This is a genomic window from Pelagibius sp. (assembly GCF_965227505.1).
In the GTDB taxonomy this organism is placed as follows: Bacteria; Pseudomonadota; Alphaproteobacteria; order Kiloniellales; family Kiloniellaceae; genus Pelagibius.
This window is the reverse complement of sequence record NZ_OZ245757.1, coordinates 264,800-281,650: the sequence shown is the minus strand read 5'-3', so window position 1 is coordinate 281,650 and position 16,851 is coordinate 264,800. Positions and strand designations below refer to the sequence as shown.

Below are 16,851 nucleotides of genomic sequence, written 5' to 3'. Positions count from 1 at the left end.
GACAATAGATACTGCCATACCGAACCGCGCCGGACTTGGCCTTAAGGCAGAGCACTAAGAGGCCGTTCTGGACGGCCAGCCGGACCGTGATGGACTATCACTAGCGCTCCCCCTTCGTAGTTTTAGGCAGTCCCCACAGCAGCACCGCACCCGATGCCCTACACAGATCCTTGCGCCGATACCGCTGCTGAGCACCTGGCCCCCACGCCACCTCCATGAGCACGTCGGCCTCCGTCATGGCGATCACGCGCTTTCGGGACAGAAAGCCGACAAGGCCGCACTGGTCGAGACGGGCGTAAGGGCGGTGTTTGTTGGCTCCGAACAAAGAATGCGCATCCCACCCCATCCGCCATTCCCCGCCGATTGTGCGACGGCCTTGTATGCGGGGCCGGTGGTCGCCTTGCGGGACAAAGCCGACACGAGCATGGTCGCCGCGCGGGTGCATGGAACGCAGGGCAAGGGCGGCGCACTGATTGCGCCGCCCGACGCCGAAAGCCCTAACCTTGGTAGGCCCTTTGAAACAGCCCGATGACCTCATCCTTGATGGGCTGTTTCGGGTTGGTGGCCCCGCAGGCATCCTTCATCGCATTGTCTGCCAGGGTCGGAAAGTCCTCCGGATTCACGATGTCGAACGCAGCCAGGTTTGCGGGAATGCCGACCTCTTTGGAGAGGGCTCGGATCGCGTTTAGCGCCGCCTCAGCGCTCTCCGCCGATGTCATGTCGCGTGTGTCTATCCCCATGGCGCCGGCGACTTCGACGAACCGCTCCGGTACCGCTTGTGCATTATAGGCTTGGACATGCGGGAGCAGGATCGCGTTGCAGACGCCGTGCGGCAGATCGTATAAGCCGCCGAGTTGGTGGGCCATAGCATGGACGTAGCCAAGGCTCGCGCTGTTGAACGCCATGCCCGCCAGAAACTCCGCATAGGTCATCATTTCGCGCGCCTCGTGATCGTGGCCGTCCTTCACGGCCCGTGCGAGAAATCCCGAGACCAGCTTGATGGCATGCAGTGCTGCCGAGTCCGTAACCGGCGTCGCAGCCGTGGAGACATAGGCTTCGATGGCGTGGGTCAGGGCGTCCATCCCTGTTGCAGCCGTGAGCGATGGCGGCATGGCCTCCATCAGCTCCGGATCATCCACGGACAGAGTCGGCGTTGTCCGCCAATCGACAATTGCCATCTTCACATGGCGCTTTTCGTCGGTGATGATCGCAAACCGAGTCATCTCGCTGGCCGTGCCTGATGTCGTGTTGATGGCAACGAGCGGCAGCATAGGCTTCGACATCTGGTTGATACCCTCGAAGTCCCGAATATCGCCGCCATGTGTCGCCAGGATACCGATTGCTTTCGCCGCATCATGGGGCGAACCGCCGCCGAACGAGATGATGAAGTCGCACGCCTCCTCCCGAAGCATAGCTGTCCCGGCATCGACTTGGCCTGTGGTCGGATTTGGCTCGACCTCGTCATAGATCGCGTAAGCGACGCCGATCTTGTCGAGCAAGTCGGTCACCACCTTGGTTGCCTTCAGCTCCCGGTGCAACGGGGCGTCTGTGACGATAAGTGCCTTTTTGAACCCGAGCGCTTGGATTTCTTTGCCGGCATCAGCCAGCCCGCCGGCTCCCATAATGTTCACCGTCGGCATGAAGAAGTAGTAGGCCATGATTCCCCGCTTGGTTGTGTGTTGAAGTAAGGCTCTTGAAGGTGCGGTCGACTTCGCCACCGTCATATGTGGTGTGTTCAAGGACAATTCGCGCTTTATCGGAGCGCCCTTGTTATGCCGAGCCTACTTTCTGCCGCTCAACGGTCGCTTGTATGCATACAGCGAGCCAGTCTGGTGCGCGTCAGGTCGCGGCGTTTCCGTCAAGCGTGCGAGGCTCCTGACAGCGCCCCGAAGACCTTCTGCTTTTTCACCTGGCTGCCTTCGCTCCTGTCACCACGGTGACAAGAGGCCTGTGGTTCCGTGACGTCCCATAACCCAATAGGAGGGCACAAGATGAAGAGAACAGCCGTAAATCCGTGGCCGTGGTCCTTGAACTACGGCTACAACCAGGCCGAGGTCCTTGAAGGTACGAAACGGCATCTGGTATGCGCAGGACAGACCGCCGTGGATGCAGAGGGCGCGCCGCAGCACCCCGGCGACATGCGGGGACAGATCGCACTGGCGGTCGATAACCTCGAAGCGGTCTTGCAAGCAGCCGATATGGGGCTTGTTAACGTCGTCCGCTTGGGGATTTTCACGACCGACGTGGACGATGCCATGAAGCACTTCGACATCCTCGGAGCCCGGTTCGGACCCCTTGGCGTTTCACCGCCCATGACGCTGCTTGGCGTGAGCCGTCTTGCCCTGCCGCCGCTCCTGTTCGAGATCGAAGCAACAGCCGCAGCTTGATCACAAGGTCGGCCCGCATTGGAACCCAAAGGCCATTCGCGCTAGGATCGTCGCGGTAACCATTGGAAAACAGAGTCCAATGCGTCGCTCAGAAAGACTGTTCCGGATCGTGAACGAAATGCGCAGCCGAGGGGTTAGCCGCGCCGCGGACCTGGCCGCGCATTTCGAGGTGAGCGTGACCACGATCTATCGCGACATCGCCCATCTCCAAGCCTCCGGCCTGCCGATCGATGGTGAGGCCGGAATTGGCTACCTGCTCCGCCCCGGCTTCGACCTGCCGAATGTGACGTTCACACATGACCAGGTCGATGCCCTGGCAGTCGGTTTGTCCTTTGTGGAGCGCACCGGCGATCCGGTGCTTGCTACTGCGGCGCGGGAAGTGCGCGCAAAAATCCAGGCAAGCATGCCTGCACCGGAAGAGCGCAAGCTTGCTGATGCGCCGTTTTACAGCCTTCAGCCCAAACGTGGCGCATCGCAAGACAACCGCCTCCTTCGAGAAGCAATCCGCAATCAACGCATTGTTCAGATCGTCTACAAGGATGGCCAGGGGAACCTCACCCGCCGGCGCCTGCGTCCGCTCGTGATCTGGGACCTGCCGGACGGTTGGATGGTCTCCGGTTGGTGCGAACTCAGGGAAGGGTTTCGGACGTTCCGATGGGACCGGATCACGGAACTCACCAAGACGGAAGACAGGTTTCAGGAAGACGAGAAGACCGGCCTCATCGCCTTCATGGAACGGGAGCGCTGCCACGCCTGAAGCCAGCCGCGGTCATCCCCTGCCCGGAAAGGGTCTCGTTCTCATTTTCATGACACCCGGCCCGCCAAATGCGAAGGTCCCTGCACTACAACGCTGGAGCGCAGCATGACGACATCGGTGTTTGATCCGCTGGTCGAGGTGGAGGCTCTCGAACAGCTCGAGTTCCGGGAGCTCGCGGGTTTCAACGAGGGCGCGGTGGGCGTCTTTTGGGCGGACGCCGGCGCTACCGGTCCTTGGGAAATGCACCCGGACTGCGAGGAGTTCCTTATGGTTCTGGACGGCGAGGTCGAAGTCGAAATCCTGCCCGAAGACGGTGGGCCCGCAGAGGTACGGCGGCTTCGGTCAGGCGCCGCCACAGTCGTGCCGCGCCGCTGCTGGCACCGGCACACCATCCTGAAGCGAACCAAAGAACTCTACCTGACGCCGGGCGCCACGGAAAACTCTGACGCTGACGACCCTCGATCGAATGCAGACGAATGAATGCACGTCAGCTCGGTCCGAGCAACACCCGGCCGAGCCCAGAACCTGAAGCGCCCAGCACCTGAAGCCTCTGCTGACTGGCGTCGGAGCGCGCTGCCCGGCGCCGCCCCGTTGTCTTTGTCAGAACCGGCACCATGATCATTGGCGGTACCGGCACTGGAACAGGCTTGCTGGCGGAGGCCGGCGCACCTACAGTCCCGCCGCCGCAAGCGTTGAGAATTAGGGGGTTTTTGTGGGTCTTTTGACCGAAGTCGTTTTGCCGCTTGCGCTGGCATTCATCATGTTTGCACTCGGCCTGGGTTTGACGTTCGATGACTTTGCGCGGGTCGCACGGCGTCCGCGGGATTTCATCGTCGGGGCCCTGTCGCAGATTCTGCTGCTGCCTGCGGTCGCCTTTGTGATTGTCAGTCTGTGGTCGCTGCCACCGGAACTGGCGCTGGGCGTCATGATCATCGCGGCGGCCCCGGGCGGCGTGACCTCGAACATCCTGACCGCCTTTGCGCGCGGCGATGTCGCCCTGTCGATCTCCCTGACAGCGGTCATCAGTCTGCTCAGCGTCGTCACCATCCCCCTGGTCGTCGTGTTCGCCTATGGCCAGTTCATGGGCGGCGATGTCGGCGCCGATGTATCGGTCGCCAAGACGGCCATAAGCGTCTTCGTTATCGTGACCTTTCCGGCACTGCTTGGCCTGCTGCTGCGCCATAGCGCCGAAGGAATCGCGCTTCGTTTCGAACCTCTGGCCCGCCGCATTTCGACCTGGCTGTTTGCCCTGGTGCTGGCCGGCGCGATCTATCAGGAGCGAAGCAACATTCTCGAGTACCTGACCCAGGCGGGCCTCGTGACCCTGGTGCTGAATGTCGTCATGATGGCCCTGGCCTACCTCATCGCGCGGCTCTTCGCTTCGGGCATCCGCCAGCGCGTCGCCATCTCCATCGAATGCGGCCTGCAAAACGGCACGCTGGCGATCGCGGTCGCAACCCTGCTGTTCGGCGGCGGTCTCGTGACTGTGCCGGCGGCGACCTACAGTGTGCTTATGTTCGCCACCGCGCTGGTCTTTATCGCGTTTCTCAGACGGCGGGTGCCACTGCAGCAAACCGCCAGCGAGACGGCTTAGTCGTCGGCCCATAACCCAGCGGCGATTGCTCAGATGGCTCTGGCGCGGGTGCAGACCGGCGCTGGCCGAAGATCACCTCAGAGCCCGATCGGCACCTGTGGAACGCAGTGCGCCCGGGATGCGTGCCATGCGGACAGAAGTCAGCAGGCCGCGCAGATCACGCAGAGGTGATCTGCGCCGCGTATTGCTGTTCGGCTACAGTTTGTCCGTTCCGGGCCTTGGCCGTGGCTGAACGGGCGGGAATCCGCCAAACACGGACCGGCGCTGGGCAAAGCCGCACCCTTGAGGGATCTCGCGATGAAGCGACAGAAGCGCAAGGCAACGCCGAAAAGAAAACAGGGGCCCTGCTCCGGCGCCCAGACTACGCCCCAAGCCGCGCCGAGAAAGAAGCTGCGCAGCCGGCGAGATCTGCTGCAGAACATCGGCTTCGGTGTTCTCGGCATCGGGGTTGTCGGCGGAAGCGGCTGGTACCTCGCTGGCAGTGTTCACGCCAGCATTCTCGAGCGGGATTTCTCGCGCCTCGGAAACGGAATCCCGACCGTCGTACAGGTGCACGATCCGCACTGTCCCCAGTGCCGCGATCTGCAGCGCGAGGTGTGCAAGGCGCTTTCGGAACTGGACGACGCTGAGATCCAGTATCTCGTCGCCGACATTCGCCAGCCTGAAGGACGGGCGTTTGCTGCGGAAAACGGCGTCGGCCACGTCACCGTGCTGCTCTTCGACGGCAGCGGAACGCGGCGCGGCGTCATGGTGGGCCAGAACAGCAGCGATGTCTTGCTGAACGAGTTCAGAAACCTGATCCGCAGATCCGCCTCAGGATAGGGCCATCCCCTTCCCTGCCCGGCAGCGCGCGTAAGGTCAGCCGCCGCTGCGCAGCAGGCCGGCTGCGAGATGGCGGAATGCCTCTACGGCACGCGCAAAGACGGCGTAAGGATTGTCGGCGGCGGCGATCCAGAGCGAGGCATTGAGAGCCGTTCCGTTCAACAGCCGCGCGGCCGCTTCCGCATCCACCGGCTTGACGGTTCCCGCATCGATGAGTGCCTGGATCGCCTTTGTCGTCCTTTGCAGACAGGCGCTCTGATTCGGCCATTGCGACGGGTCGCCGAGCACAGCCGGCCCGTCCAGCAGCATGATGCGTTGAATCTCCGGCTCGAGGGCCATCTCGATGTAGGCGGTGTATTCATCGAGAAACCCCTGCCAGGGATCTTTCGCCCGGTTCTGGACGCTGCGCAGGCGCGCCAGCATTTCCCCGTCGATCTGGTCGATCACGGCCTGCAACAGACCCTTCTTGTCGCCGAAGTTATGATAGAGCGCGCCCCGGGTCAGGCCGGCCTCGGCTGTCAGGTCGTCCATCGACGCCGCCGCATAGCCCTTCTCCGCGAAAGCCTTCCTGGCTGCCTGAACAAGCTTCGCCCGGGTCTCCTCCACCATCTGCGCACGCCGTTGTGCGGCCACCGTCTTCTCCTGTAGGTACATACGCCGCGTATGCTATTGACATACGGCTTGTATGAATTTAAATGCCGACATACGGAACGTATGTCAATGGCCGTTCGGCCCGATACGACCCGAGCAACGAGGCCCGATCGAACAGGAGCAAACCCATGAGCAAACGCGATGCAGTCTTCCCGGCCGGCCGCCAGGCGCTCTACGAGATGCACCACTACTCGGCGGCTATTCGCTCCGGCGACCTCCTGTTCGTCTCCGGCCAGGTCGGCAGCCGCGAGGACGGCTCGCCCGAACCGGATTTCGAGAAGCAGGTGCAGTTGGCCTTCGACAATCTCTCAGCCGTGCTGAAGGCTGCCGGCTGCACCTTTGACGACGTCGTCGACGTGACCACTTTCCACACCGACCCGGCGGCGCAGGTCGAAACGGTCTCCGCCGTGCGCCTGAAGGCGGTCGGGGAACCGCCCTACCCCAACTGGACCGCGGTCGGTGTGACCTGGTTGTCGGGCTTCGATTTCGAGATCAAGGCCATCGCGCGTATTCCCCAGCCAGCGTGATCGATTGGCGACGGACGGCGCAGCAGTTGCGCGCCGTCCGCTCAGACCGTAGAACGGTTGCGCTACAGGGAGACGCAGATGACGCTTCCCCGGACAATGCGGGGCATGGTCCTGACGGGCCACGGAGGCCTCGAGAAGCTGGAGTGGCGCGATGATCTCGCGGTCCCAAGCCCGGGCGCCGGCGCGGTCCTGATCAAGGTCGCGGCCTCTTCCGTGAATAACACCGACATCAACACCCGCACGGGGTGGTATTCCAAGAGCGTACGCGGGGATACGGCCTCCGGCGCAGTAGAGGGCTACGGCTCCGCGGCGGACGCGGATGGCGGTTGGTCCGGAACTGCGCTGTCCTTTCCGCGCATCCAGGGTGCGGACTGCTGCGGCGAAATCGTGGCCGTGGGGGCTGGCGTGCCATCCGCCCGCACCGGTGAGCGAGTCCTGGTGCGGGCCCTGCAAAGCCCAGAAGGAGCGTCAGGCTCCAAACCGACGACCGCGACCTTTGGATCGGAGTGCGATGGCGCTTTCGCTGAGTATGCGATTGCTGCATCGGGCGATGCGATCGCTGTCCGGTCAGACCTATCGGATGTGGAACTGGCCTCCTTTCCCTGCGCCTTTTCGACCGCCGAAGGCATGATCCAGCGCTGCGGTCTTGGCGCGGAGCGGGTGTTGATCACCGGCGCCTCGGGCGGTGTCGGCTCAGCCGCGATCCAGCTGGCTAAGCGGCGCGGCGCCCGGGTGACGGCCCTGACGAGCCCGTCCAAGGCCGATCAACTGCGCGCACTCGGCGCCGACGAAACGATCGACCGCGATGCGGGGCTGCCGGAGCGCAGCTTCGACATCGTGCTCGACCTTGTCGGCGGGCCGCGCTGGCCGGATCTGATCGACGCCCTCTGCGATGGCGGGCGCTACGTCACCGCCGGCGCAATCGCCGGCCCCATCGTCGAACTGGATCTGCGCACGCTTTACCTGCGCGACCTCTCGTTCTTCGGCTGCACGCACCAGCCGGCCAATGTGTTCACGGATCTGGTGCGCTACATCGAGGCGGGCGAGATCCGCCCGATCATCGCACAGAGCTATGCGCTGGCGGACCTGCGCGCCGCCCAGGAGGCCTTCCTGACCAAGTCCCACGTCGGCAAGATCGGCATCCGGGTTCACGACTGAGCCAAGCACTCGATCATGGGACGACGAGAACCAGCTTTCCGGTTTGTCCGGCGGCAGCCGCCGCATGAGCCTTGGCAGCCTCTGACAACCCGTAGGTCGTGATCTCCGGCAGCGGCAACTGACCCTCCGCGAAGAGTTTACCGAGCTGCTCAAGCGCCGCCCGGTCAGGCGTGACCTGGAGCATCTGCCCTTCGACTGCCATGCCGGCGGGGATCTGCGGAGGCTGCACGGTGGAGACAACCCGACCGCCCGGCCGAACCCAGGCAATTGCGCGCTCCAGGAGCGGACCACCAACCGTATCGATCAGCAGATCAACTGATGGCGGTGCAGCATCGAGCCCGCTTTTGTCCGTGGCAAGATACTGAACATGGTCCGGCAGGTCGGCGTGCTCCAGGTCGCGCGCCGTGGCGGCGGCCCATACCCGTGCATCCCGCAGGGCAGCAAGCGCCAGGCACAAGCGCCCGACGTTGCCGGCGGCGCCGAGAACGAGCACTGTCTGGCCCGGACGGAGATCGCCGGGACCGTTCACGAGTTGATGGGCCGCAAGTCCGACGACCGGAACGGCTGCAGCTTCGATTGGCGTCAGTTCCGGCGGAAGCGGGGCGAGCGCGGATTCCGGAAGTGTCGCGCGCTCGGCATAAGCACCGGGACGTCCGATCGGAATCATGCCGAACACCGCATCGCCCGGCCGGAAGTTGGTCACCGCGGCGCCGACAGCGGCGACAATACCGGCAATGTCCCAACCGAGAATGGCCGGCAACGGCAACGGCATCAGCCCAGCCAGCGCACCGGAACGGATCTTCCAGTCGAGCGGGTTGATCCCGGCCGCATGGACGTCGACGACGACCTCGTCCGGACCGGGGGTGGGATCCGGGGCCTCCTCGAAGCGCAGCACCTCGGGTTCGCCATAAGAATGGATCCGAACGGCTTTCATTGCGCCAACTCTCCGTTAGCAGCGGTGGCATAGGAGGCGTGCGCCAGCGGCCAGCGGTTATGGCAAAGCCGGCCGGCAAACCCTGCATCGCCGTGTTGTGTCATGGCGCAGCTCCGTTCTTGATGTGAGAGAAGCCCGGCGGCCTGGGGCCGCCGGGTCCTGCTTCAAGCGGCGGCACTCCGCTGTGGGATCCCCTCGCCGCTGATAGCCCGGCGAAAGAGCGCCTGCATCTCTGCGACGGTCGCCGGTCTTGGGTTGGTAGCTGCGCAAGCATCGGCAAGCGCGTGATCCGCCAGGTGCGGCACGTCTTCATCCTTGACACCCATCTCGCTAAGGTTGCCGGGGATACGCATCGCCTGGTTGAGGCCCAGCACCTTGCCTATGAGATCCTGCACGACCTCGTCGGTGGCGCGGCCCTGTCGCTCGATGCCCATATGCTCGGCGATCTCGGCGTAGCGCTCACCGGCAACCGTGGCGTTCCAGGCGATCACATGCGGCATAAGGACCGAGTTGATGACCCCATGGGCAAGGGTGTGGTACATGCCGCCGACCTGGTGCGACATGGCGTGGATGAAACCGAGGCTCGCGTTGTTGAAGGCCATACCGGCGAGAAATTCGGCATAGGTCATGTCGGATCGTGCGGCGCGGTTCTTGCCGTCACGATAGGCCTCGACCAGCGATTTCTCTATCAGCTCGACCGCCCGAAGCGCGCCCGGATCGGTCAGGTGACTGGCGGCGGTCGACACATAGGCTTCGAGTGCATGGCTGAGGGCATCCATGCCCGTGGCCGCGGTCAGACCTGCCGGCATCCCCTCCATGAGCTTCGGATCGTCGACGGAGACGCTTGGCGTGCAGCGCCAGTCCACGACCGGCAGCTTCGACCGGGCTTCCTCGTCGGTGATGATGGCGAAGCGGGTGATTTCACTGGCCGTGCCGGAAGTCGTGTTGACGGCGAACATCGGCGCCATCTTCACCTGCATCCGGTCGACGCCGGCATAGTCGCGGATCGATCCGCCATTGGTGGCGACAATACCGATCCCCTTGCAGCAGTCGTGCGGAGAGCCGCCACCGAAGGAGATAAGAAAATCGCATTCCTCCTCCGCATAGATCGCCGCTCCCTCGTCGCATTCGGCGACAGTGGGGTTGGGCGTCACCTGATCGTAGACGACGTAATCGATCCCCTTTGCCTCGAGCCGGTCGATAAGCGGCTTCGTCGCATGGACCTTTCGATGGAGCGGTTCATCAGTGACAATCAAAGCTTTCTCGAAACCTTGGGACAACATCTGGTCAACAGCCGCATCGAGCGCGCCGTCGCCTGCGATGTTCATGGGGGGCAGAAAGAAGAAGTCGGGCATAGCAGTTCTCCGGAATCACGGTTTCTGACACCAATCCGAAAAACGAGGCCGGGCGGACCGCTTCACAGCGCAAAGCGATCGGAACGGACGCTTGGGGGAACGGGCCTCGCCGCCAATGCGGGAAGTCTCTCAGCACCCGGCCTCAGTCAGAACGGAGCGATCAGTTCAGCTTGACGTAGACGGCCTTGGTCTCGGTAAAAGCCTCAAAGGCCTGGCGGCCACGGTTGCGCCCCCATCCGGACTGCTTGTAACCGCCGAAGGGCATCGCCGCGTCAAAGACGTTGTAGCAATTCACAAAAACCGTCCCGGCGCGGATCGCCTTGGCGACATGATGTGTCTTGCGGACGTCCGTCGTCCAAATCCCTGCGCCGAGCCCGTAATCGGAATCATTCGCGCGCCGGACGACATCGTCGATGTCGGAAAACCGCTCAATCGATGCGACGGGCCCGAAGATCTCCTCACGAACAATCGACATGTTCGGATCGACGTCGGTGAAAAGCGTCGGTTGCACGAAGTAACCCTTGTCACTTGCCCGGGCGCCGCCGACCGCTACGGTCGCGCCGTCCGACTTGCCCGCATCGATGTAGCCCATCACCGTGTTGAGCTGATTCTGGGAGACGAGCGGCCCCATGTCGGTATTGGGTTCCTGGCCCGAACCGAGACGGATCTTGTTAGCCTCCTCAACCATGCCTGCCACGAATCTGTCATAGACCTTGTCCTCGACATAGATCCGTGTGCCTGCACAGCAGCACTCGCCCTGGTTAAAGAAGACGCCCATCGCAACGCCGGCAATGGCAGCCTCGAGATCAGCATCGGCGAAGATGATGTCCGGCGACTTTCCGCCGAGCTCCAAGGTCACCTTCTTCAGGTTTGAGTCGGCGACGGACTTGAGCAGGCCGCGACCAGTGCGGGTTGAGCCTGTGAAGCCGATCTTGTCCACCTGCGGGTGCTCCACGAGGCGCGCGCCTGCGCCGGTACCATAGCCATGAACGATGTTGATGACGCCCGGTGGCACACCGGCCTCCAGCGCCAGCTCCCCGAAGCGTATGATCGACAGCGGTGTCACTTCGGACGGCTTCAGCACGACCGTATTGCCGGCGGCAAGCGCGCCGGCCATCTGCCAGCCGGCGGCGATCAGCAGTGGATAGTTCCAGGGCGTGATCAGACCGACGACTCCGACCGGCTCTTCAACCGTATAGGCGTGGAATTCCGCACCCGGTATCGCAAAGTCCGAGGTCGGCACCACATGCCCTTCGCGCGTGCGGGTATGGGCAGCCATGTAGTGGAAGAGGTCGGCGGTCAGCGGAATGTCGGCTACGCGGGCAACCTTCACCGGCTTGCCGTTGTCGAGGCTTTCGATCCAGGCCAGTTCCTCACCGTTCTCCTCAATGAGGTCGCCCAGTTTCTGCAGAATGCGCTGACGCTCGGCCGGAAGCATGCTCGGCCAGGGCCCCTCATCGAAGGCTTTGCGTGCGGCGGCAACAGCAGCGTCGACATCGGCGGCATCGCCGAGCGCGACCGAGGCGAGCGTCTCCTCGGTTGCCGGATTGAGCGTCTCGAAGGTTTCTCCTGATTTCGCGTCGACCCACTCGCCGCCAATGAGCAGGCGGTGGGTCCGGTTGAGGAAACTCTCGGCGGGACCGAGTGAGGACTTGAGAGGCGTTACAACGTTCACCGCGAAGCTCCTTTCAAGTTGCGAGTTGAATCGACTCAAGTTGCGAGTTGAATCGACCGGTTCGGAGCGGGCTGCAATCAGCCTCCGAACCCAGGAGCCATGGTGAAGACTTGAACGTGCCGCGTATTCCGAGGACGCGGTGCCGATTCTGAATTCCCTGATCTGCGTGGCGTGAAAGTCAGGACGGGTCTGAGAACGCCGAAGAGAGCCGCTGGGCGTCGGGCTCAAGACTTGGCGCTTTGGGGCCGGCTTGTGGGCGCCATGCCTTCGGCGCCAAGACAAATCAACTGTGGCGATCTGCTCCGTTTTCGCGCCGATGCGCAGGTCGGGGAAATCGGTGTTCGGGTCCCAAACCGGCCCGGACGCGCAGCCAGCGGACTATGGCTTGCGGCCGAGCTCAAGCAGAAGCTGGGTCTTCATCAGGTCGCGCGCCATTGCCGGCGTCACAACCGACCCCCTGACCAGCATGGCGCCGGCGAGGCCGTCCATCAGCGCTGCAAGGCGCCAGGCGGCGGCTTCGGCGTCGATCCCCTTTGCCTGCCCTTCCCCCGCGACCCTGACCAGGAGACCGGCGATCAGCCGCTGCCAGTCTGCCATGGCCGCGTTCATGACTCCGGCCAGAAGATCGTCGCGATGCGCCTCGTCCTGGGCGTTCAACCACAGCCGCCAATGCCGCATGTCTTCGTCTTCGACCATCCAGTCGGCCAGGCGGTTGAGCGCCTGCAGCGCGGGCAGGGTCGCGACCATGGCCTGGACCTCGTCGATCTCCCGCCTTGCCGCCAGACGCACGGCCTCGGCCCGCAGGTCCGCCCAGGACGGGAAGTAGTGGTGCAGGAGCCCCGAGCCGACGCCCAGCGCCTTGGTCACATCCCGCGTCGCCGCCTGCGCCAGCCCCCTGCGAAGCACGGCCTCGGTGGCGGCTTCGACAATCTGCCGGCGGCGCTCTATGCCAGACATGCGCGCCATCTCAATGCCTCCTTGAAATCCTTGCCTGAGCTGAGCATATGCTCAATTGAACAATTGCTCAATCCAGGACTCTCCCATGAAACCCGAAAGCCACGTCAACGTTATCGTCGTCGGCGGCGGAGCGGCCGGACTGGCCGCCGCTGCGGCGGTGGAACAGGCCGGTCTGTCCTGCCAGCTGCTGGAAGCACAGGCGCGTCTGGGGGGCCGCATCCGGACAGTACCGCTGCGAAGCGGCGGCGTTTTCGACGAGGGAGCGCAAATGGTGAACGGCGACATGCACGCCGTTCTCGGCCTTGCTGCGCGCGCGGGCCTGCATCTGTCACCGGTCCCGCGAACCGGGATCGGCCTCTGCCTCGCCGGAAAACAGACTCTGCGCTCCGAAGACCTGATCTCGGCCAGCGAGCTTCACGACCTTCTCGAAGACCAGGTGGTGCGCTGGGACAGTCCCGGCGAAGTCCTTCGCGCGCTGCGCCTGAAGCTGGAGTGGTGGAACACCCCTTGGGAGAGCCCTGGCGAAGCGGGGCGTGGGCTGAGGTTCTTGGTCGAAAAACGGACCGCCCCGAAGGAGAGTCTCGCGGCGGCTCTGCGTGCCTTGTTGCTGGAGGCCGAGGAGCACGCCATGGCCTATTCGCATTTCTCGGAGATCCTCGGAGCCGCGCCGGAAGACATCCATGCGCAGGCGGTCAGAGACATTTTCGCGCGCTACGCTTCCGAACGGGATGACCTGGAGTTCCAGATCGCCGGCGGGATGATTGGGATCGTCGATCAGCTTGCGTCGGATCTGCGGCACAGACCGCGCCTGAGCACGCCTGTGGAGTGCATCCGCGCCACAGGGGACCGGGTCGAAGTCTTCGCCGCGGCGGAGGTCCGGACAGCCGATCATGTGATCGTCGCCGTACCGCCGCCCGCCGCCCGGCGGATCACGTTTGAAATGGATAACAGCCACGAGCTGGCGGCGCTTCTGGCGTCCTTTGCGGCCGGCGCCATGATCAAGACGGTCCTCGTCTTCGATCGCGCATTCTGGCGCCTCAAGGGGCTCAGCGGCGTGGCGCTCTTCGCAGACACACCGGGCCTGGCAGTGGTCGATGGCAGCAGCGACGGCCCCTTCCCGCCCCGCCTCATCGCCTTCCTCGGCGGACCACTCGCACGGCAATGGGCCGTGTTGTCGCAGGAGGCGCGCCAGGACCTGCTCCTCAGTCGGCTGAGCCACGCTTTTGGCGAGGATGTGCGCAGTTATGGCGAAATCGCCGAAGCGGTCTGGGTCGACCACCCCTGGTCCGGCGGCGGTTACAACGCGACCGTTCGGGTCGGGGGCAACCCCGACGCGGTCTGCCGGCTGGCGGACTGGAGCGGCCGGGTCCGTTTCGCCGGGGCCGAAGTCGATGACCGGTTCTGGGGCTATGTGGAGGGTGCCATCCACAGTGGCCGATCCGTCGCCCAACAGATCAGCGGCCGTGCTGCGGTCGATGTCATTTGTGAGACCGGGTCGCCTCGAACCGCCTAGGGACAATGCCCTCCCCATCCAATTCGACTATTTTTTTCAAAGGGATAGAGTGGCTTTCTTATGCCCAGCTTCCATGACTCCGCATGACAATCCGATCGATAAGCAAAAAATGATTCGCGCCCCCTTGTTAGAACGATTCTAAATCCTACATCATTAGAATAGTTCTAATTCCTGAGCGCAGACCCTACGACGCGGAGGCAAAACATGGACGGCGGCAGCAAATGCCCGGTGACCGGCCGGGTACATATTTCCAATCGTGACTGGTGGCCAAACCAGCTCAATCTCAAGATCCTTCATCAGAATTCCCCCCTCTCCGATCCGATGGGCGAAGCCTTCAACTATGCCGAGGCGTTCAAGACCCTCGACCTCGACGCCCTGCGGAAGGACATCTTCGACCTGATGAAGACCTCGCAGGACTGGTGGCCGGCCGACTATGGCCACTACGGCCCGCTTTTCATTCGCATGGCCTGGCACAGCGCCGGCACCTACCGCACGGCCGATGGCCGCGGTGGCGGCGGGTCGGGCACCCAGCGCTTCGCCCCCCTCAACAGCTGGCCCGACAACGCGAACCTGGACAAGGCGCGGATGCTGCTGTGGCCGATCAAGCAGAAGTACGGCAGGAAGATTTCCTGGGCCGACCTGATGATTTTCACCGGCAACTGCGCGCTTGAGTCGATGGGGCTCAAGACCTTTGGCTTTGCTGGCGGCCGCGCGGACATCTGGGAGCCCGAAGAGGACATCTACTGGGGGTCCGAAAGCACCTGGCTGGACGACAAGCGCTACTCCGGCGACCGTGATCTGGAGAACCCGCTGGCCGCCGTTCAGATGGGTCTGATCTACGTGAACCCGGAAGGTCCCAACGGCAATCCCGACCCGGTCGCCTCCGGGCGCGACATCCGCGAAACCTTCGCCCGCATGGCCATGAACGACGAGGAAACCGTTGCCCTGGTCGCCGGCGGACACACCTTCGGCAAGTGCCACGGCGCCGGCGACGCGGCACTGGTCGGCCCTGAGCCCGAGGGCGCGGGCATCGAGGACCAAAGCCTGGGCTGGAAGAGCAGCTTTGGCAGCGGCAAGGCCGGCGATGCCATCACCAGCGGGATCGAAGGTGCCTGGACCCCGACACCGGTGACCTGGGACAACAGCTACTTCGACACCCTCTTCGGCTATGACTGGGAGCTGGTGAAGAGCCCGGCCGGTGCGCATCAGTGGGCGCCCAAGGGCGGCGCCGGCTCTGACACCGTTCCCGATGCGCACGATTCCTCGAAGCGCCACGCGCCGATGATGACCACGGCGGACATGGCCCTCCGGATGGACCCCATCTACGAGCCCATTTCGCGCCATTTCCACGAGAATCCGGACAAGTTCGCCGATGCCTTCGCGCGGGCCTGGTTCAAGCTGACACACCGCGACATGGGCCCCCGGGCGCGTTACCTCGGCAAAGAGGTTCCGGAGGAAGTCCTGCTGTGGCAGGACCCCGTCCCCGCGCCCACGCATCATCTGATCGACGATCAGGACATCGCCGCGCTGAAGGGCAAGATCCTGGCATCCGGGCTTTCCATTTCCCAGTTGGTTTCGACAGCCTGGGCCTCGGCCTCGACCTTCCGCGGCTCCGACATGCGCGGTGGTGCGAATGGAGCGCGCCTCCGCCTCGCTCCGCAGAAAGATTGGGAGGTCAACGAGCCCGCAAAGCTGAAGACGGTTCTGGATACCCTTGAAGGCATCCAGAGAGACTTCAACGGCGCGCAGGCCAACGGCAAGATGGTCTCGCTCGCTGACATCATCGTTCTCGGCGGCAGCGCCGCCGTCGAGCAGGCGGCCAAGGACGCCGGCCAGGACGTGACGGTGCCCTTCACGCCGGGCCGCACGGATGCCTCGCAGGAGCAGACCGATGTCGAGTCCTTCGCAGTGCTGGAGCCGATTGCTGACGGCTTCCGCAACTACCAGAAGGGCAAGTACAGCGTCTCGGCCGAGGAACTGCTGGTCGACAGGGCGCAGCTGCTCACGCTGACCGGCCCCGAGATGACGGTCCTCGTCGGCGGCCTGCGGGTGCTCGGCGCCAACGTTGGCGGCTCCAAGCATGGGGTCTTCACCGACAGGCCCGAGACCCTGAGCAACGACTTCTTCGTCAACCTGCTCGACATGGGCACGACCTGGAAGGCGACGTCACAGGACGACGACGTCTTTGAGGGCCGCAACCGCGCGACCGGCGATCTGAAGTGGACCGGCACGCGGGCCGACCTCATCTTCGGGTCCAACTCCCAGCTTCGCGCCCTCGCGGAAGTCTATGGGTGCCAGGACTCGCAGGAGGCCTTCGTGAAGGACTTCGTCGCGGCCTGGACCAAGGTCATGGACCTCGACCGTTTCGATCTGGCATGACCGCAGCGGGGCGGCTGTTCCCCCCCTTCTGAGCACGTCACTCGCTGTGTATGCACTGGGCGGACCGCTTTGGTCCGCCCTTTGCTTTGCGCGGATGCTTGAGAAACTGCGTCAGCTGCGCAGCCTGCGCGTTATCACGGCC

The 16,851-nt window shown here is 63.8% G+C and carries 15 protein-coding genes; 9 read left to right on the top strand and 6 right to left on the bottom strand.

Features of this window, described 5'->3' with window-relative positions:
* Window positions 1-497: 497 nt before the first annotated feature.
* Window positions 498-1,661 (bottom strand): iron-containing alcohol dehydrogenase, encoded by a 1,164-nt coding sequence (locus ACO06P_RS01295; RefSeq protein WP_420349684.1) that lies wholly within the window; start codon window positions 1,659-1,661, stop codon window positions 498-500.
* A gap of 330 nt (window positions 1,662-1,991) precedes the next feature.
* Between ACO06P_RS01295 and ACO06P_RS01290 the strand changes: the two genes are divergently transcribed.
* The 5 genes from ACO06P_RS01290 to ACO06P_RS01270 all read left to right on the top strand — a co-directional run bounded on the left by ACO06P_RS01290 (window position 1,992) and on the right by ACO06P_RS01270 (window position 5,560).
* Window positions 1,992-2,387 carry a RidA family protein gene (locus ACO06P_RS01290; RefSeq protein WP_420348209.1) on the top strand — a complete coding sequence of 132 codons (396 nt, stop codon included), beginning with the start codon at window positions 1,992-1,994 and terminating at the stop codon, window positions 2,385-2,387.
* 79 nt (window positions 2,388-2,466) lie between these two features.
* Window positions 2,467-3,144: a helix-turn-helix transcriptional regulator gene (locus tag ACO06P_RS01285; RefSeq protein ID WP_420348208.1), complete on the top strand. Its 678-nt coding sequence runs from the start codon at window positions 2,467-2,469 to the stop codon at window positions 3,142-3,144.
* A 105-nt stretch (window positions 3,145-3,249) separates the two neighbouring features.
* Complete coding sequence (locus ACO06P_RS01280) at window positions 3,250-3,624, top strand: cupin domain-containing protein (protein ID WP_420348207.1); 375 nt, start codon at window positions 3,250-3,252, stop codon at window positions 3,622-3,624.
* Between the two features lie 232 nt (window positions 3,625-3,856).
* A complete protein-coding gene (locus ACO06P_RS01275; RefSeq protein ID WP_420348206.1) occupies window positions 3,857-4,738 on the top strand; it encodes a bile acid:sodium symporter family protein in 882 nt (293 codons plus the stop codon).
* A gap of 297 nt (window positions 4,739-5,035) precedes the next feature.
* Entirely contained in the window at window positions 5,036-5,560 is a 525-nt protein-coding gene (locus ACO06P_RS01270) for a hypothetical protein (RefSeq protein ID WP_420348205.1), read from the top strand.
* A gap of 36 nt (window positions 5,561-5,596) precedes the next feature.
* Here ACO06P_RS01270 and ACO06P_RS01265 read toward each other — a convergent pair whose 3' ends face one another.
* Window positions 5,597-6,193 carry a TetR/AcrR family transcriptional regulator gene (locus ACO06P_RS01265; RefSeq protein WP_420348204.1) on the bottom strand — a complete coding sequence of 199 codons (597 nt, stop codon included), beginning with the start codon at window positions 6,191-6,193 and terminating at the stop codon, window positions 5,597-5,599.
* Window positions 6,194-6,339: 146 nt separating this feature from the next.
* Between ACO06P_RS01265 and ACO06P_RS01260 the strand changes: the two genes are divergently transcribed.
* Both ACO06P_RS01260 and ACO06P_RS01255 read left to right on the top strand, forming a co-directional pair.
* Entirely contained in the window at window positions 6,340-6,738 is a 399-nt protein-coding gene (locus ACO06P_RS01260) for a RidA family protein (protein WP_420348203.1), read from the top strand.
* Between the two features lie 78 nt (window positions 6,739-6,816).
* Window positions 6,817-7,896 carry an alcohol dehydrogenase family protein gene (locus ACO06P_RS01255; RefSeq protein WP_420348202.1) on the top strand — a complete coding sequence of 360 codons (1,080 nt, stop codon included), beginning with the start codon at window positions 6,817-6,819 and terminating at the stop codon, window positions 7,894-7,896.
* Window positions 7,897-7,909: 13 nt separating this feature from the next.
* Here the strand turns inward: ACO06P_RS01255 and ACO06P_RS01250 are convergent, their stop codons facing one another.
* The 4 genes from ACO06P_RS01250 to ACO06P_RS01235 form a co-directional block, all read right to left on the bottom strand.
* Window positions 7,910-8,830, bottom strand: a complete 921-nt coding sequence (locus ACO06P_RS01250) for an NADP-dependent oxidoreductase (protein ID WP_420348201.1) — start codon at window positions 8,828-8,830, stop codon at window positions 7,910-7,912.
* Window positions 8,831-8,994: 164 nt separating this feature from the next.
* The gene (locus ACO06P_RS01245) at window positions 8,995-10,185 is read right to left on the bottom strand and encodes an iron-containing alcohol dehydrogenase (protein ID WP_420348200.1); all 1,191 of its coding nucleotides are present in this window, start codon (window positions 10,183-10,185) and stop codon (window positions 8,995-8,997) included.
* Between the two features lie 160 nt (window positions 10,186-10,345).
* The gene (locus ACO06P_RS01240) at window positions 10,346-12,088 is read right to left on the bottom strand and encodes an aldehyde dehydrogenase family protein (RefSeq protein WP_420348199.1); all 1,743 of its coding nucleotides are present in this window, start codon (window positions 12,086-12,088) and stop codon (window positions 10,346-10,348) included.
* Between the two features lie 150 nt (window positions 12,089-12,238).
* Window positions 12,239-12,826 (bottom strand): TetR/AcrR family transcriptional regulator, encoded by a 588-nt coding sequence (locus ACO06P_RS01235; RefSeq protein WP_420348198.1) that lies wholly within the window; start codon window positions 12,824-12,826, stop codon window positions 12,239-12,241.
* 76 nt (window positions 12,827-12,902) lie between these two features.
* Here ACO06P_RS01235 and ACO06P_RS01230 point away from each other — a divergent pair, with 76 nt between their 5' ends.
* Window positions 12,903-14,330: a flavin monoamine oxidase family protein gene (locus tag ACO06P_RS01230; protein WP_420348197.1), complete on the top strand. Its 1,428-nt coding sequence runs from the start codon at window positions 12,903-12,905 to the stop codon at window positions 14,328-14,330.
* 204 nt (window positions 14,331-14,534) lie between these two features.
* Window positions 14,535-16,709, top strand: coding sequence for a catalase/peroxidase HPI (gene katG, locus ACO06P_RS01225; RefSeq protein WP_420348196.1), 2,175 nt, complete (start codon window positions 14,535-14,537; stop codon window positions 16,707-16,709).
* The last annotated feature ends 142 nt before the right edge of the window (window positions 16,710-16,851 follow it).

What these genes read in the sequence shown, in the direction of transcription:
- ACO06P_RS01250 (WP_420348201.1), bottom strand. Translation starts at nt 8,830, where the DNA reads ATGAAAGCCGTTCGGATCCATTCTTATGGCGAACCCGAGGTGCTGCGC.
- katG (WP_420348196.1), top strand. Translation starts at nt 14,535, where the DNA reads ATGGACGGCGGCAGCAAATGCCCGGTGACCGGCCGGGTACATATTTCC.
- ACO06P_RS01290 (WP_420348209.1), top strand. Translation starts at nt 1,992, where the DNA reads ATGAAGAGAACAGCCGTAAATCCGTGGCCGTGGTCCTTGAACTACGGC.
- ACO06P_RS01230 (WP_420348197.1), top strand. Translation starts at nt 12,903, where the DNA reads ATGAAACCCGAAAGCCACGTCAACGTTATCGTCGTCGGCGGCGGAGCG.
- ACO06P_RS01255 (WP_420348202.1), top strand. Translation starts at nt 6,817, where the DNA reads ATGACGCTTCCCCGGACAATGCGGGGCATGGTCCTGACGGGCCACGGA.
- ACO06P_RS01260 (WP_420348203.1), top strand. Translation starts at nt 6,340, where the DNA reads ATGAGCAAACGCGATGCAGTCTTCCCGGCCGGCCGCCAGGCGCTCTAC.
- ACO06P_RS01270 (WP_420348205.1), top strand. Translation starts at nt 5,036, where the DNA reads ATGAAGCGACAGAAGCGCAAGGCAACGCCGAAAAGAAAACAGGGGCCC.
- ACO06P_RS01235 (WP_420348198.1), bottom strand. Translation starts at nt 12,826, where the DNA reads ATGGCGCGCATGTCTGGCATAGAGCGCCGCCGGCAGATTGTCGAAGCC.
- ACO06P_RS01245 (WP_420348200.1), bottom strand. Translation starts at nt 10,185, where the DNA reads ATGCCCGACTTCTTCTTTCTGCCCCCCATGAACATCGCAGGCGACGGC.
- ACO06P_RS01285 (WP_420348208.1), top strand. Translation starts at nt 2,467, where the DNA reads ATGCGTCGCTCAGAAAGACTGTTCCGGATCGTGAACGAAATGCGCAGC.
- ACO06P_RS01280 (WP_420348207.1), top strand. Translation starts at nt 3,250, where the DNA reads ATGACGACATCGGTGTTTGATCCGCTGGTCGAGGTGGAGGCTCTCGAA.